General features: G+C 61.4%; 11 protein-coding genes and 1 pseudogene. 4 read left to right on the forward strand and 8 right to left on the reverse strand.

From position 1 onward, the window contains the following. Positions 1-143: 143 nt before the first annotated feature. Entirely contained in the window at positions 144-1070 is a 927-nt protein-coding gene (epsC, locus tag BXA01_RS17240) for a serine O-acetyltransferase EpsC (RefSeq protein ID WP_024011175.1), read from the forward strand. A gap of 335 nt (positions 1071-1405) precedes the next feature. Beyond that, on the forward strand, positions 1406-3367 hold the full coding sequence (gene betT / locus BXA01_RS17245) for a choline transporter BetT (protein ID WP_167333564.1): 1962 nt from the start codon (positions 1406-1408) through the stop codon (positions 3365-3367). A 27-nt stretch (positions 3368-3394) separates the two neighbouring features. Here the strand turns inward: betT and BXA01_RS17250 are convergent. Beyond that, positions 3395-3651: pseudogene (locus BXA01_RS17250) on the reverse strand (hypothetical protein); the annotation flags it as partial. Between the two features lie 537 nt (positions 3652-4188). Between BXA01_RS17250 and mgrA the strand changes: the two are divergent. After that, positions 4189-5226 (forward strand): L-glyceraldehyde 3-phosphate reductase, encoded by a 1038-nt coding sequence (mgrA, locus tag BXA01_RS17255; RefSeq protein ID WP_076565051.1) that lies wholly within the window; start codon positions 4189-4191, stop codon positions 5224-5226. A gap of 130 nt (positions 5227-5356) precedes the next feature. Here the strand turns inward: mgrA and tauD are convergent, their stop codons facing one another. The 7 genes from tauD to BXA01_RS17290 form a co-directional block, all read right to left on the reverse strand. Beyond that, positions 5357-6199, reverse strand: a complete 843-nt coding sequence (gene tauD / locus BXA01_RS17260; protein ID WP_076565054.1) for a taurine dioxygenase — start codon at positions 6197-6199, stop codon at positions 5357-5359. A 144-nt stretch (positions 6200-6343) separates the two neighbouring features. Beyond that, a complete protein-coding gene (gene tauC, locus BXA01_RS17265) occupies positions 6344-7177 on the reverse strand; it encodes a taurine ABC transporter permease TauC (RefSeq protein ID WP_076565057.1) in 834 nt (277 codons plus the stop codon). Then, complete coding sequence (gene tauB, locus BXA01_RS17270; protein ID WP_076565059.1) at positions 7174-7968, reverse strand: taurine ABC transporter ATP-binding subunit; 795 nt, start codon at positions 7966-7968, stop codon at positions 7174-7176. Before tauB ends, tauC begins: the two co-directional genes overlap by 4 nt. 15 nt (positions 7969-7983) lie before the next feature. After that, positions 7984-8961 carry a taurine ABC transporter substrate-binding protein gene (tauA, locus tag BXA01_RS17275; RefSeq protein ID WP_076565061.1) on the reverse strand — a complete coding sequence of 326 codons (978 nt, stop codon included), beginning with the start codon at positions 8959-8961 and terminating at the stop codon, positions 7984-7986. A 257-nt stretch (positions 8962-9218) separates the two neighbouring features. Next, positions 9219-10802, reverse strand: coding sequence for a glutamate--cysteine ligase (gene gshA, locus BXA01_RS17280; RefSeq protein ID WP_076565063.1), 1584 nt, complete (start codon positions 10800-10802; stop codon positions 9219-9221). A gap of 269 nt (positions 10803-11071) precedes the next feature. Beyond that, complete coding sequence (locus BXA01_RS17285) at positions 11072-11455, reverse strand: PaaI family thioesterase (protein ID WP_071174065.1); 384 nt, start codon at positions 11453-11455, stop codon at positions 11072-11074. Next, on the reverse strand, positions 11455-13779 hold the full coding sequence (locus BXA01_RS17290) for a Tex family protein (protein ID WP_056787091.1): 2325 nt from the start codon (positions 13777-13779) through the stop codon (positions 11455-11457). Before BXA01_RS17290 ends, BXA01_RS17285 begins: the two co-directional genes overlap by 1 nt. Before the next feature lie 358 nt (positions 13780-14137). On the opposite strand from BXA01_RS17290, the gene ompR reads away from it, so the two are divergent. Next, positions 14138-14878: an osmolarity response regulator transcription factor OmpR gene (gene ompR / locus BXA01_RS17295; RefSeq protein WP_016772186.1), complete on the forward strand. Its 741-nt coding sequence runs from the start codon at positions 14138-14140 to the stop codon at positions 14876-14878. The last annotated feature ends 4 nt before the right edge of the window (positions 14879-14882 follow it).

The raw sequence follows: 14882 nt of genomic DNA on the forward strand, positions 1-14882 counted from the left end.
TTGCCCGGGCAACCGCCAATCGCTTATAGCCAAATGGACTGAGGCCAGCACTATCGGTTCTTAATTCGTCGGCAAAGCCATGCCGTAAAGTAGGCGCCGATGACGCGGCCAGACAGTCCGGCCGCCCGTGAGGAGTCTTTACCGTGAGCGAGCGTTCCAGCCATTGGCAATTGCAGACCATCGTCAGCCAGCTGCGCAGCGCGCGGGATCAGTGGCGCGCACAGAACGGTCGCGCTTCAGGGGAGCAGGGTGGGCGCGAGTTGCCGTCGCGTGCGGCGATGGCGGAAATCCTCGAGGCGCTGTGTGGTGCGCTGTTCCCGATGCGTCTGGGGCCGGTCGATCTGCGTGAAGAAAGTGAAGACTTCTACGTCGGCCACACGCTTGATGTAGCGCTGAATGCATTGCTGGCGCAGACGCGCCTGGAGTTGCGTTACGTTGCCCGCCACAGCGCGCAGGACGACAGTGAAGTCGAGACCCGCGCCATCCAGATCGTGCAGGATTTCGCCTTGGCCTTGCCGGGCCTGCGCACGCTGCTCGACACCGATGTGCTGGCGGCCTATCACGGCGACCCGGCGGCACGCAGCGTTGATGAAGTGCTGCTGTGCTATCCGGGCATTCTTGCGGTGATTCACCATCGCCTGGCGCACCATTTATACCGTGCCGGGCTGCCGCTGCTGGCGCGGATCAGCGCGGAAATCGCGCACTCGGCGACCGGCATCGATATTCACCCGGGCGCGCAGATCGGCCGCAGTTTCTTTATCGATCACGGCACCGGTGTAGTGATTGGCGAAACCGCGATCATTGGCGAGCGGGTGCGCATTTATCAGGCGGTGACTTTGGGTGCCAAGCGCTTTCCGGCGGATGAGGACGGCCAATTGCAGAAGGGCCACCCGCGCCATCCGATCGTTGAGGATGACGTTGTGATTTATGCCGGGGCGACGATTCTCGGACGGATCACCATCGGCAAGGGCTCGACCATTGGCGGCAACGTCTGGCTGACGCGCAGTGTGCCGGCGGGGGCGAATCTGACGCAGGCGAATCTGCAGCATGATGACGGGACGCAGAAGTAGGTGTTGAGTCTGTGTTGTTGTATCGGATCTCTTCGCGAGCAGGCTGGATCGAAGTAATGGCCTTCAGCCAATTCATCAGTGAACGAATCCCTCCAAACCCGCGTCATACCCCTCTTTGGGCGCTGTAGGAAACCTACCGCCCAGCCCTGCGATTAGTCCTTACCACCCCATTCATGTTTAACTTGAACGTTCATTCAAGTTAAACCGGTGGTTCGCTGCCCGCTCACAACAGGAGGCTTGCCTTTGCTGAGTCCGATCATTTCAGCCACGTTTCAACCCTTCGAGGTGCACCTTTCATGAGTGCATCGTCTACCCCCGCCAGCGGTCTGGTGCGCATGAATCCGCCGGTGTTCTACTTCGCCGCGACGGTCATTCTGCTGTTTGGTCTTGTCGTCATCGCCATCCCCGAGCAGGCCGGCGCCTGGTTGCTGGAAGCGCAAAACTGGGCGGCCAACACGGTCGGCTGGTACTACATGCTCGCGATGACCCTGTATCTGGTCTTCGTGGTGGTCACCGCCTTATCCGGCTACGGCAAGATAAAACTCGGTGCCGACCACGACGAACCCGAATTCAGTTACCTGTCCTGGGCCGGCATGCTGTTCGCCGCTGGGATCAGCATCACGCTGTTCTTCTTCTGCGTCTCCGAACCGCTGACCCATATGCTCCAGCCACCGCAAGGCGACGCGGGCACGGCGGATGCGGCGCGCCAGGCGATGCAGATCCTGTTCCTGCATTGGGGCCTGCATGGCTGGGGCGTATTTGCCTTCGTCGGCATGGCGCTGGCCTATTTCGCCTATCGGCACAATCTGCCGCTGGCCCTGCGTTCGGCGCTGTATCCGCTGATCGGCAAACGCATCAACGGCCCGATCGGCTATGCGGTGGACGGCTTCGGCATCATCGCCACGGTGTTCGGCCTTGGTGCCGACATGGGCTTCGGCGTGTTGCATCTGAATTCCGGTCTGGATTATCTGTTCGGCATCGCCCACACCCAGTGGATTCAGGTCGGCCTGATCACGCTGATGATGGGTGCGGCGATCATTGTGGCCGTCTCCGGCGTCGACAAAGGCGTGCGGGTGATGTCGGACATCAACATGCTGCTGGCCTGCGGGCTGCTGCTGTTCGTATTGTTTGCCGGGCCGACTCAGCACCTGCTCAACACGCTGATCCAGAACGTCGGCGACTACCTCGGCGCTTTGCCGATGAAGAGTTTTGACCTCTACGCCTATGACAAACCGAGTGACTGGCTGGGTGGCTGGACAGTGTTCTACTGGGCCTGGTGGATTGCATGGTCGCCGTTCGTGGGTCTGTTCATCGCGCGGATCTCCCGTGGCCGCACCATCCGTGAATTCGTCTTCGGCGTGCTGTTGATTCCGCTCGGTTTCACCCTGGCGTGGATGTCGATCTTCGGCAACAGCGCCCTGGATCAAGTGCTCAATCACGGCATGAGTGCGCTGGGCATGTCGGCCATCGACAATCCGTCGATGAGCATTTATCTGCTGCTGGAAACCTATCCGTGGAGCAAGACCGTCATCGCCGTGACGGTGTTCATCAGCTTCGTGTTCTTCGTGACGTCTGCGGATTCCGGCACCGTGGTGCTCTCGACCCTGTCGGCGAAGGGCGGCAACCCGGATGAAGACGGGCCGAAATGGCTGCGGGTGTTCTGGGGTGCGATGACCGCGCTGATCACCAGCGCGCTGCTGTTCTCCGGCAGCATTGATGCGCTGAAGTCAGCGGTGGTGCTGACCTCATTGCCGTTCTCGTTGATTCTGCTGCTGATGATGTGGGGCCTGCACAAGGCGTTCTATCTGGAATCGCAGAAGCAGATTGCGCAGTTGCATTCGCTGGCGCCGGTCTCCGGTTCGCGGCGTGGCACCGGTGGCTGGCGTCAGCGTCTGAGTCAGGCCGTGCACTTCCCGTCCCGCGACGAGGTGTACCGCTTCATGGAAAGCACCGTCCGCCCGGCGATCGAAGAAGTGACCGCCGTGTTCGTCGAAAAAGGTCTGCACGTCGTCACCCAGCCGGATCCGGCGCATGACAACGTCAGCCTGGAAATCGGCCATGGTGAGCAGCATCCGTTCATCTATCAGGTGCAGATGCGCGGCTACTTCACGCCATCGTTCGCGCGCGGCGGCATGGGTTCCAAGCAACTCAATAATCGCCGCTACTACCGCGCCGAAGTGCACTTGAGCGAGGGCAGTCAGGACTACGATCTGGTCGGTTACACCAAAGAGCAGATCATCAACGACATCCTCGACCAGTACGAACGGCACATGCAGTTCCTGCATCTGGTGCGTTGATCGACGGCTGAGCGCCGGGTCTGCTCGGGACTCGGCGCTCAGCAGCATGAACAATACCATTGCTGCTGCCGGCATGCCGAATACCGCGCTGCCAAGCGCTATTTCCGAACCCAGCGGCCGCCCGCATGAACTACGCCGACTGCGCCATTGATCAGGGTCGTCGCAAGCCATAGCGCTGCGAAGCGGTAGGCCATGGTCTGGCGGCTGAAGCCAATGGGGTCGCCGATGTAAAGCATCAGTGCGAGCAGGACCAGGCCGGAGAAAGTGATGATGGTGATGTGCATGGCAGTTTTGGCCTGGTGAATGGGTGTTGCCTGCTCGGCCGCCTTCGCGAGCAGGCTCGCTCCCACAATGGATCTCGGGTGGACATGAATTTCATGTTCACAGGAGAACTCTGTGGGAGCGAGCCTGCTCGCGAAGGGGCCAACTCGGTGTCACTTTGAGCATCGCCAATCCAGCGAGGCTGAAGCCCAGGAAAAAATGTGAAACGTTTCAGCAATTGGTCGAACCCGAGGTCGGCGTCGCGCTGCTTGGGCGTATGCTGGGCGGGTTGTTCAGAGCTGGATATGAAGACCGGACGTTGCGGCAGAACCTGGGGCTGGTTCGACCTGCAAATCGCTTTGCATGATTGATGGGGCTTTTGTGGTGAGGGGATTCATCCCCGTTCGGCTGCGAAGCAGTCGTAAAACCAGCGCACTCGGTACACCTGATTTACCGAGGTTTCAGGTTTTGGGGCGGCTTCGCCACCCATCGGGGATAAATCCCCTCGCCACAAAGGTGTCCGGTTGCAGATGACTAAAAGACAGACAAGAGAGGATTCGATGACTTACACCGCTGCCGAAAATCGCTACGACTCCATTCCCTACCGCCGCGTCGGCCGCAGCGGTCTGGTGCTGCCGGCCTTGTCGCTGGGCCTGTGGCACAACTTTGGCGACAGCACACCGATCGAGACCCAGCGTGCCTTGCTGCGCACCGCGTTCGATCTGGGCATCAACCATTTCGATCTGGCCAACAACTACGGCCCGCCCTATGGCAGCGCCGAGATCAATTTCGGTCGCCTGCTGCGCGAAGACTTCAAGCAGTATCGCGACGAGCTGATCATCTCGAGCAAGGCCGGTTGGGACATGTGGCCCGGCCCGTATGGTCAGGGCGGCGGTTCGCGCAAATACGTGCTGGCCAGCCTCGACCAGAGCCTGCAACGCCTCGGCCTGGACTATGTGGACATCTTCTACTCGCACCGCTTCGACCCGGACACCCCGCTGGAGGAAACCGCCAGCGCCCTCGCCACCGCTGTGCAGCAGGGCAAGGCTTTGTACATCGGCATCTCGTCCTACTCCGGGGTGAAAACCCGAGAAATGGCCGCGCTGCTGAAAGAGTGGAAAGTGCCGCTGCTGATTCATCAGCCGGCGTACAACCTGCTCAATCGCTGGGTGGAAAAGGATCTGCTCGACACCACCGATGAACTCGGCACGGGCGTTATCGCCTTCACGCCGCTGGCGCAGGGCTTGCTCACCGACAAATACCTCAACGGCGTGCCGGCCGATGCGCGAGTCAATCGCCCGGGCGGCGGCTCGCTGCAGGCTTCGCACTTGTCCGAGGCCAACATCGCTCACGTGCGAGCGTTGAACGAGATCGCCCAGCGTCGCGGGCAGAGCCTGGCGCAACTGGCACTGGCGTGGACCCTGCGTGATCCACGAGTGACCTCGGCACTGATCGGCGCGAGCCGGCCGGAGCAGATCATCGAGAACGTCGGTGCGCTGAAGAATCTGCATTTCAGTGCTGAAGAGCTGGCGGAGATTGACCGGTTTGCCCAGGAGGGCGGGATCAATCTGTGGGAGAAGCCTTCGACAGCCGAATAAGCCGCTGAGAGGATCGTTCCCACGCTCTGCGTGGGAATGCCGCCCGGGACGCTCTGCGTCCCATCTAAAGCCGAACGCGGAGCGTCCGTTGATGCATTCCCACGCAGAGCGAGGGAACGATCATCAGCTATCACTTGAAAAACGGCACATCCCCCAACACCGTCGCCCGCTGCATCACCCGCCGCGCCGGGCGGTAATCGTCCACCGCGTAATGCTGCGTCACGCGGTTGTCCCAGAAAGCGATGTCGTCCTTCTGCCAGCGCCAGCGAATGGTGAATTCCGGCCGTGTCGCGTGGGCGAACAGAAACTTCAGAATCGCCTCACTCTCGGTTTCGGACAGCTCGTTGATCTTCGAGGTAAACCCTTCATTGACGAACAGTGAGCGCCGGCCGCTCACCGGATGCGTACGAATCACCGGGTGCGACAGCGGCGGATTCTTGCGCCGCGCTTCTTCCCACTGCGCCAGCGCCTCAGGCGTGTTGCCGTAGCGCTCCAGCGGAAACGATCGGGTGAAATCGTGGGTGGCCGTCAGACCTTCGAGCAGGTTTTTCATCGGCGCCGACAACGCTTCATATGCCGCGATTCCGCTGGCCCACAACGTGTCGCCACCGAACTCCGGCAGCAACTTGGCGCTGAGCACTGCGCCCATCGCCGGCGTCGGCAGGAAGGTCACGTCGGTGTGCCAGATCGCGTTATCGCGCACGTCGGTGACGGCGGTGTCGAGGATCAGCACTTCCGGTTGTTCCGGCACGTTCGGGTAGATCGGATGAATGTGCAGGTCGCCGAAATAATGCGCGAAACGTGCCTGCTGTGCCGGCTCGATCGGCTGGTTGCGGAAGAACAGCACCTGATATTTGAGCAGCGCCTGTTCGATGGCGTCGCGGTGTTCCAGGCTCAGCGGCTGGCTGATGTCGACGCCACTGATCTGCGCGCCGAGGGCCGAGCTTAACGGGGTGATGTCGAGGGTGCTCATGGTCGTTCTCTTCGAATTCGGAGTGTCATGCTTTTGTGGGAGCGAGCCTGCTCGCGAACGCAGAGTGTCAGGCGACAGTGCAGTGACTGATCTGACGCTTTCGCGAGCAGGCTCGCTCCCACAGGGGAATTTTCACAAGGCGATTTAGTGCGCCTGGCCGTGCCATGGCACCAGTCTGCGCTGCAATGCGCGCAGGCCCATTTCCATGGCGAAGGCGATCAGGGCGATGACCAGAATCCCCAGCACCACGACATCGGTGACCAGGAATTGCGCAGCCGACTGCACCATGAAACCCAGGCCACTGGTGGCCGCGATCAGTTCAGCGGCGACCAGGGTCGACCAGCCAACCCCCAGGCCAATGCGTACGCCAGTGAGAATGTCCGGCAGGGCACTGGGCAGAATCACATGGCGAATCAACTGCACGCGCGTCGCGCCCAACGACTGCGCCGCGCGCAGTTTTGCTGGGTCGACGGTACGCACGCCAGTCGCGGTGGCAATGGCAATCGGGGCGAAAATCGCCAGATAGATCAGCAGCACTTTCGACAACTCACCGATGCCGCACCAGATCACGATCAGCGGCAAATACGCTAGCGGCGGGATCGGGCGGTAGAACTCGATCAGCGGATCGAGCACGCCACGGGCGATGCGGTTGGCGCCGATGGCAATGCCCACCGGCACGGCGGTGAGAATCGCAAAAGCGAGACCCAGACCGATGCGGCTGAGGCTGGCACCGAGGTGCTGCCACAGCGTCGAATCCATGTACCCTGAGGTCGCCAGCAACCAGCCCTTTTGCAGGACGGCAGAGGGTGGCGGCAGGAACAGCGGTTCGATCAGTCCGGTAGCGGTCACCGCCCACCAGACCGCCAACAGGCCGAACATGGTCAGCAGGCTGATCCAGCGAGTGCTGAGGCTGCGACGCACCTGGATGCTCACCGAAGGTGTTTTCACCGCCGCAGCGGAAACGTCGTAACTGCTCATGCGCGCTCCTGCCGGGGTACGGCGCTGCGTTGCGAGAAGACTTTGCTCAGCACGTGCTCGCGGGTTTCGATAAAACGCGGATCGGACTTGATCGCGCGGGCCGACTCGCCAGCGGCATAACGCTGACCAAAATCCAATTGCAGGCGCTCGACGATCTGCCCCGGATTCGGTGCGAGCAGAATCAGGTCCGTGGCGAGGAACACCGCTTCTTCAATGTCGTGGGTAATCAGGAAAACCGGTTTGGCAGTGCGCTGCCAGACTTGCAGCAAGAGCTCCTGCATCTGTTCGCGAGTGAACGCGTCGAGGGCGCCGAAAGGCTCGTCCATCAGCAGCACGCGCGGGTCGGCGGCGAGGGCACGGGCGAGGCCGACGCGTTGTTTCTGACCACCGGACAATTGCCAGATGCGCCGGTCTTCGAAGCCGGCGAGATCGACCAGCGCGAGCATTTCACGGGCGATTTTTTCCCGCTTGTCCTTGCCGACATCGGCCAGTTCGAGGCCGAAGGCGACGTTGGCCAGCACGTCCTGCCAAGGCAGTAAAGCGTCGTCCTGAAACACCACGCCACGTTCGGCGCTCGGGCCTTTGACCGGCACGCCGTCTAGGGTGATGCGCCCGGCACTCGGTTCGACGAAGCCGGCAATCAGGTTCAACAGCGAAGTCTTGCCACTGCCGGACGGGCCGAGGGCGACCAGCAATTGCTGCGGCCCCAGGGTCAGAGAAATATCCGCCAGCACCGGCTCCGGGCTGCCCGGGTACTGTGCGCTGATGCGCTCCAGCTGTAGCAAGGCCATCGCTGTATCTCCCGATCAGTTGGTGATGTATTTGGCGCTGACGTAAGGCGCGTAGTCCGGCAGGACGGCTTCGACCTTGCCTTGCTCCTTGAGGAACGCGGCGGTGTCAGTGATGGCTTTGGTGGTCGGCGCGCCGAGGTCACTGACCTGATCCGCCGCCAGTGGGTAGACGTTGCCCTGCAGCAGCAATGGAATGTCGCTGGCCTTGGCGCCGGAAAGTTTGACCAGTTTGTCGACGTTGCTCTGGTTGGCCAGCCAGGCCTGCGGATCCTTGCGGTAATCGGCGTAGGCGTCGAGGGTGACCTTGGCGAATGCGGTGACGATTTCCGGGTGCTTCTCGGCGAAGTCCTTGCGCACGATCCACGCGTCGAAGGTCGGTGCGCCGAACTTGGCCAACTCGCCGGAGGTGATCAGCACTTTGCCGTTTTCCTTGGCCACGCCCAGTGCCGGATCCCACACGTAAGTGGCGTCGATGTCGCCGCGTTTCCACGCCGCGATGATGGCTGGCGGCGCGAGGTTGAGCACGGTGACTTTCGACGGGTCGATGTTCCAGTGCTTGAGCGCGGCGAGCAGGCTGTAGTGCCCGGTGGACACAAACGGCACGGCGATTTTCTTGCCGATCAGATCCTGCGGAGTCTTGATGCCGGAACCATCGCGCGCGACCAGTGCTTCAGCGGCGCCGATCTGCGTGGCGATGAGGAAGGTTTCGACCGGCACTTTGCGGGTGATCGCGGCGGTCAACGGACTCGAACCGAGATAGCCGATCTGCACATCGCCGGACGCGATGGCGGCAATGATGTCGGCACCGTTATCAAATTTGCGCCAACTGATGTCAGCCTTGGTGGCTTTCTCGTAAGCGCCGTCGGCCTGCGCGACTTTGGCCGGGTCGACGGTGGTCTGGTAGGCGACGGTGAGATCGGCCGCCTGGGCCAGGAAGCTTGCAGCGGCCAGCGAGGCGGCGGCGAGCAGGCGAAGCGGGAAATTCAGTTTCAAGGGCGAGCTCCAGATCAGGCGACCGAATGTCGGCATGAGTGGAGACTAAATGATCTAAGAATCGCGAAATAAATAACTTTTTCGAATGAGCTTATGAGCGGAAAAATCTAAGACAGGCGAGGATGTGAGCCTTTGACTGATCGCTCCCACGCTCTGCGTGGTAACGCCTCAAGGGACGCTCTGCGTCAAAAGTGACGCGGAGCGTCACAGGCTGCATTCCCACGCAGAGCGTGGGAACGATCAAGGCCGGGGCGGCTTTAATTGCTGATGGCGAGGATGCTCGCCTGATACGCGCCGACAAACACATCGAAATCGCCGACCTCGTTCTGCTCAAGCTCGGTCTGCTGTGCCAGCGACGCGCGCGCCAGTTCTTCAAACTTCGCTTGCTCGTCGGCTGCCAGCGGCTCGCTGCGGAAGAACTCGGCATGAGTCTGGCTCTGGCGCAGGGAGAACTGCGCAAAGCTTTCCTTGTGCTCAGCCATGGCCGCCAGCACCTGCGCCGATGGCGTCAGCGACGGGTCGTTGACCTTGGCCAGTTGCGCATCCAGCGCCTTGCTGTGGGCATCGCCGCCGACGCTCTGATCGAGCATCGCCGCCAGCGGAGCAATCTGTTCCAGCAGTTCAGCGGCCCATTGCTTCATCTCGACCGACTCACCGTCACGCTGCAATTGCAGGCCCGGACGGCGACCTTCCTTGACTACGCTGAGGAAGTTCGAGGTGGCGTTGCCGCACGAAGTGTTGGTCAGCAGCGGACTGTCGTTCAACGCGCAATACAGCAGGAAGGCGTCGATGAAGCGCGACTCGGTGAGGTCGATGCCCATCGGCAGGAACGGGTTGATGTCCAGGCAGCGCACTTCGACGTACTGGATGCCGCGCGCCATCAGCGCCTGGATCGGCCGCTCGCCGGTGTAGGTCACGCGTTTCGGGCGGATGTTGGAGTAGTACTCGTTTTCGATCTGCAGGATGTTGGTGTTGAGCTGCACCCACTCGCCATCCTTGTGCGTGCCGACTTCCACGTATGGCGCGTAGGGCGTGGCCACCGCTTCGCGCAGGCTGTCGGTGTAGCTCGCCAGGTCGTTGTAGCACGGCGTCAGGCCGGCCTGAGCGTTGCTCTGATAACCGAGATCGCTCATGCGCAGGCTGGTCGCGTACGGCAGATACAGCGTGTCCGGGTCGAGCTGCTCGAGCTGATGCGAACGCCCGCGCAGGAAGCCGGCGTCCAGCGCCGGCGAGGCACCGAACAGGTACATCAGCAGCCAGCTGTAGCGACGGAAGTTGCGGATCAGGGCGATGTAGGACACCGACTGGAAATCGCGATCGGTGCCGACGAAACCTTCAGCCTCGCGCAGCAATGGCCAGAGCTGTTCCGGCAGGGAAAAGTTGTAGTGAATCCCGGCAATGCACTGCATGGTCTTGCCGTAACGCAGGGCCAGGCCCTTGCGATAGACGTACTTGAGCTGACCGATGTTGGAGGTGCCGTAATAGGCAATCGGGATGTCTTCCTCGGCCGGCAACGGGCACGGCATCGATGGACTCCACAGATACTCGTTGCCGAGTTTGCTGTAGGCAAAGCGATGAATCTTGTCCAGGCTCGCCAGCGTGTCGGCAGGATCCGGCAGGGCAGGCGTAATGAATTCCAGCAGCGACTCGGAGTAGTCGGTGGTGATCTGTTCGTTGGTCAGCGCGGAACCCAGGGCTTCGGGGTGCGGCGTTTGCGCCAGGCGACCTTCACTGGTCACGCGCAGGCATTCACGTTCGATACCGTGCAGGCACTGCTTGAGCAGAGAGAGGTTAGCGCGCTCGCCAAGCAGAGCCAGGCGGCGGTTGAGAAGTTCGCTCAATTTGGATTCCTTCACGCGTCAGTCGCCCCAATATGGGGGTGGGCAGGACGGTCTACAAGGGTGAAGTTGAAACTGGCGTTATCGCCTGGTTTGTAGCGGCAGGCCATTTGCCGGTCAGTCAAGAACTGCACAATCCCTGTGGGAGCGAGCCTGCTCGCGAAGAGGGGGTTGCAGTCAATATCACCGTCGACTGACACACCGTCTTCGCGAGCAGGCTCGCTTCCACAGGATTCATTGCGCCGAAATTAACTCAAAATGATGAGCAACATCTACAGGACAGCGAAGGTGCCTTGCGCTTTTGCGACCAGTTTGTCGCCCTGCATCACCTCGGCTTCGACCACCAGCGTGCGCCGGCCCGGGTGGATCACCCGCGCCGTGCACAGCACCTCGCCCTCGGAAACGGCGCGGATGTAGTTGATCTTGCATTCGATGGTCGCGCTCTGCTGATCGAAACCATGGCTGCTGGAACACGCCAGGCCCATGGCAATGTCGACCAGACTGAACAGCGCGCCGCCGTGCAGTTTGCCGCCGCGGTTGCGCAGTTCGGGCTCAAGCGCCAAGGCGACCTGCGCCACCCCGGTTTCGAGACTGTGCAGGCGACAGCCCAACAGCTTGAAAAACGCGCTCTCGACGAGCCCGGCCGGCATGTCCATCAGCGTTTCTTCAACTGCTTGGCGTTGGCGAACAGCGAGGCCATCGCATTGTTCACCGGCGCGGCGGTGGCGGTTTCTTTGCGCGGCGCGTTGCCCGAAGACTGGCGCGGTGCCGAGCCCGGACGCGAGCCACGGGCGCCATCGATCTTCTCGCCCGGAGTGTCGCTCATGCGCATCGACAGGCCGACGCGTTTGCGCGGGATATCGACTTCCATGACCTTCACTTTCACCACGTCACCGGCCTTGACCGCTTCGCGCGGGTCCTTGATGAACTTCTCCGACAGCGCCGAGATGTGCACCAGACCATCCTGATGCACGCCGATGTCGACGAACGCACCGAACGCGGTAACGTTGGTCACCACGCCTTCAAGGATCATCCCCAGTTGCAGATCCTTGAGGTCCTCGACGCCTTCCTGGAACTCGGCGGTCTTGAACTCCGGACGCGGATCGCGACCAGGTTTTTCCAGTTCTTGCAGGATGTCGGTGACGGTCGGCAGACCGAAGGTTTCGTCGGTGAATTTCTTCGGATCCAGACGCTTGAGAAACGCGGCATCGCCGATCAGCGAGCGAATGTCGCGGTCGGTTTCAGCGGCAATGCGCTGCACCAGCGGATAGGCTTCCGGGTGAACCGCCGACGAATCCAGCGGGTTGTCGCCGTTCATCACGCGCAAGAAACCGGCGGCCTGTTCGAAGGTTTTTTCGCCCAGACGCGCGACTTTCTTCAGCGCTGCACGGGTCTTGAACGCGCCGTGTTCGTCACGGTGAGCGACGATGTTCTGCGCCAGCGTCGCATTGAGGCCGGAAATCCGTGCCAGCAAGGCCACGGAGGCGGTGTTCACATCCACGCCCACGGCGTTCACGCAATCCTCGACCACGGCATCCAGACCGCGCGCCAGTTTCAGCTGCGAGACGTCGTGCTGGTATTGGCCGACACCGATGGATTTCGGATCGATCTTCACCAGCTCGGCCAGCGGATCCTGCAGGCGACGGGCGATCGACACGGCGCCACGGATCGACACATCGAGGTCCGGGAATTCCTTGGCCGCCAGTTCCGAAGCCGAGTACACCGAGGCGCCGGCTTCGGACACCATGACCTTGGTCATTTTCATCGCTGGATATTTTTTGATCAGTTCGATCGCCAGCTTGTCGGTCTCGCGGCTTGCAGTGCCGTTGCCGATGGCGATCAGGTCCACTGAGTGCTTGGCACACAGGGCGGCCAAGATGGCGATGGTCTGATCCCACTTGTTGTGTGGCACGTGCGGGTAAACCGTGGCGTGGTCGAGCAGCTTGCCGGTCGAGTCGACCACGGCCACCTTGCAGCCGGTACGCAGGCCCGGGTCGAGGCCCAGGGTTGCGCGCGGGCCGGCCGGAGCGGCCAACAGCAGGTCGTGCAGGTTGTGCGCGAACACGTTGATCGCTTCGGTTTCGGCACCGTCGCGCAGCTCGCCAAGCAGGTCGGTTTCCAGGTGGGTGTAGAGCTTGACCTTCCAGGTCCAGCGCACCACTTCACCGAGCCATTTGTCCGCCGGGCGGTTCTGGTTCTGGATGCCGAACTGCTGAGCGATCATGCCTTCGCACGGGTGCATCGTGCCGGGCAGTTCGTCGCCGACTTTCAGCGCGGAGCTGAGAATGCCTTCGTTGCGGCCACGGAAAATCGCCAGGGCACGGTGCGATGGCATGCTTTTCAGCGGCTCGTCGTGTTCGAAGTAATCACGGAACTTGGCGCCTTCCTCTTCCTTGCCGGCGATGACCCGGGCACTGAGGATCGCTTCCTGTTTGAGGAAATTACGCAGCTTTTCCAGCAGGCTGGCGTCTTCGGCGAAGCGCTCCATGAGAATGTATTTGGCGCCTTCCAGCGCAGCCTTGACGTCGGCTACACCTTTTTCGGCGTCGACGAAGCGCGCGGCTTCGGTTTCCGGCGACAGGTTCGGGTCGTTGAACAAGCCGTCGGCCAGTTCGCCGAGGCCGGCTTCGAGGGCGATCTGGCCCTTGGTGCGGCGCTTCTGCTTGTACGGCAGGTACAAGTCTTCGAGACGGGTCTTGGTGTCGGCGAGCTTGATGTCGCGCTCAAGGGCAGGGGTGAGTTTGCCTTGCTCCTCGATGCTGGCGAGGATGCTGATGCGCCGTTCGTCGAGTTCTCGCAGGTAGCGCAGGCGCTCTTCCAGATGACGCAACTGGGTGTCATCGAGGCTGCCGGTGACTTCTTTCCGGTAACGGGCGATAAAGGGGACGGTAGAACCTTCATCGAGTAGCGCGACGGCCGCTTCGACCTGTTGTGGGCGTACGCCGAGTTCCTCGGCGATGCGGCTGTTGATGCTGTCCATAAAACCACCTGACATAGTATGAAAGCAGGCTCGCAGGCACGCAGATAATGGCCTGGAGGCTGATTGAGCGGCTGGAAAATTGCCGCTGCCTGGATCAAGAAGCTGCCCATTGACCCGTGAAATCGAACAGTTACTGCACAGGGCCGGAAAAAATACCGGCCACTTACGGTAACGATTCAGACGTTGCCTGGCGCAAAACGCCGCGCATTATAACCAGCGTTCTGTCATTCGGGGGCGTTGCAGGCTGTAGGCATAAACCCCGGTTTTCTGGCAGTGAAGGAAAAATCTGCTAACAATGCACACGGTGCGTATAACGACAGCTACGCCATAATGCGCGCCGAGCTAAAAGGAGCATCCAATGAGCAGCACTGCACAAACGGCTGAAGGCGAAAAAATTCTAATCGTTGATGACGATCCGGGGCTGAGCAGCCTGCTGGAGCGTTTCTTCGTCAGCAAGGGCTACCGTGCCCGTACCGTTCCGAACACCGAGCAGATGGACCGTCTGCTGGCGCGTGAAGTGTTCAATCTGGTCGTTCTCGACCTGATGCTGCCGGGCGAAGACGGCCTGACCGCGTGCCGCCGCCTGCGCAGCGCGAACAACCAGATTCCGATCATCATGCTCACCGCCAAGGGCGATGAGCTGAGCCGTATCAAGGGCCTTGAACTGGGCGCCGACGATTACCTGGCCAAACCGTTCAACCCCGACGAGCTGATGGCGCGGGTCAAAGCGGTGTTGCGCCGTCAGGCCGCACCGGTTCCGGGCGCACCGGGCAGTGAAGACGAAAACGTCACCTTCGGTGATTACGTGTTGTCGCTGGCGACCCGCGAGCTCAAGCGTGGCGATGAAGTGCACATGCTCACCACCGGTGAGTTCGCGGTACTCAAGGCGCTGGTGATGAACGCCCGTCAGCCGCTGACCCGCGACAAGCTGATGAACCTCGCCCGTGGCCGTGAATGGGATGCGCTGGAGCGTTCCATCGACGTGCAGATCTCGCGTCTGCGCCGGATGATCGAACCCGATCCGTCGAAACCGCGCTACATCCAGACTGTCTGGGGCGTGGGTTACGTGTTCGTACCGGATGGCACCGCCACCAAGTGATCGG

The organism is Pseudomonas sp. B10 (assembly GCF_900156235.1).
In the GTDB taxonomy this organism is placed as follows: Bacteria; Pseudomonadota; Gammaproteobacteria; order Pseudomonadales; family Pseudomonadaceae; genus Aquipseudomonas; species Aquipseudomonas siliginis.

What these genes read in the sequence shown, in the direction of transcription:
- betT (WP_167333564.1), top strand. Translation starts at nt 1,406, where the DNA reads ATGAATCCGCCGGTGTTCTACTTCGCCGCGACGGTCATTCTGCTGTTT.
- mgrA (WP_076565051.1), top strand. Translation starts at nt 4,189, where the DNA reads ATGACTTACACCGCTGCCGAAAATCGCTACGACTCCATTCCCTACCGC.
- tauD (WP_076565054.1), bottom strand. Translation starts at nt 6,199, where the DNA reads ATGAGCACCCTCGACATCACCCCGTTAAGCTCGGCCCTCGGCGCGCAG.
- tauC (WP_076565057.1), bottom strand. Translation starts at nt 7,177, where the DNA reads ATGAGCAGTTACGACGTTTCCGCTGCGGCGGTGAAAACACCTTCGGTG.
- tauB (WP_076565059.1), bottom strand. Translation starts at nt 7,968, where the DNA reads ATGGCCTTGCTACAGCTGGAGCGCATCAGCGCACAGTACCCGGGCAGC.
- BXA01_RS17285 (WP_071174065.1), bottom strand. Translation starts at nt 11,455, where the DNA reads ATGGACATGCCGGCCGGGCTCGTCGAGAGCGCGTTTTTCAAGCTGTTG.
- BXA01_RS17290 (WP_056787091.1), bottom strand. Translation starts at nt 13,779, where the DNA reads ATGGACAGCATCAACAGCCGCATCGCCGAGGAACTCGGCGTACGCCCA.
- ompR (WP_016772186.1), top strand. Translation starts at nt 14,138, where the DNA reads ATGAGCAGCACTGCACAAACGGCTGAAGGCGAAAAAATTCTAATCGTT.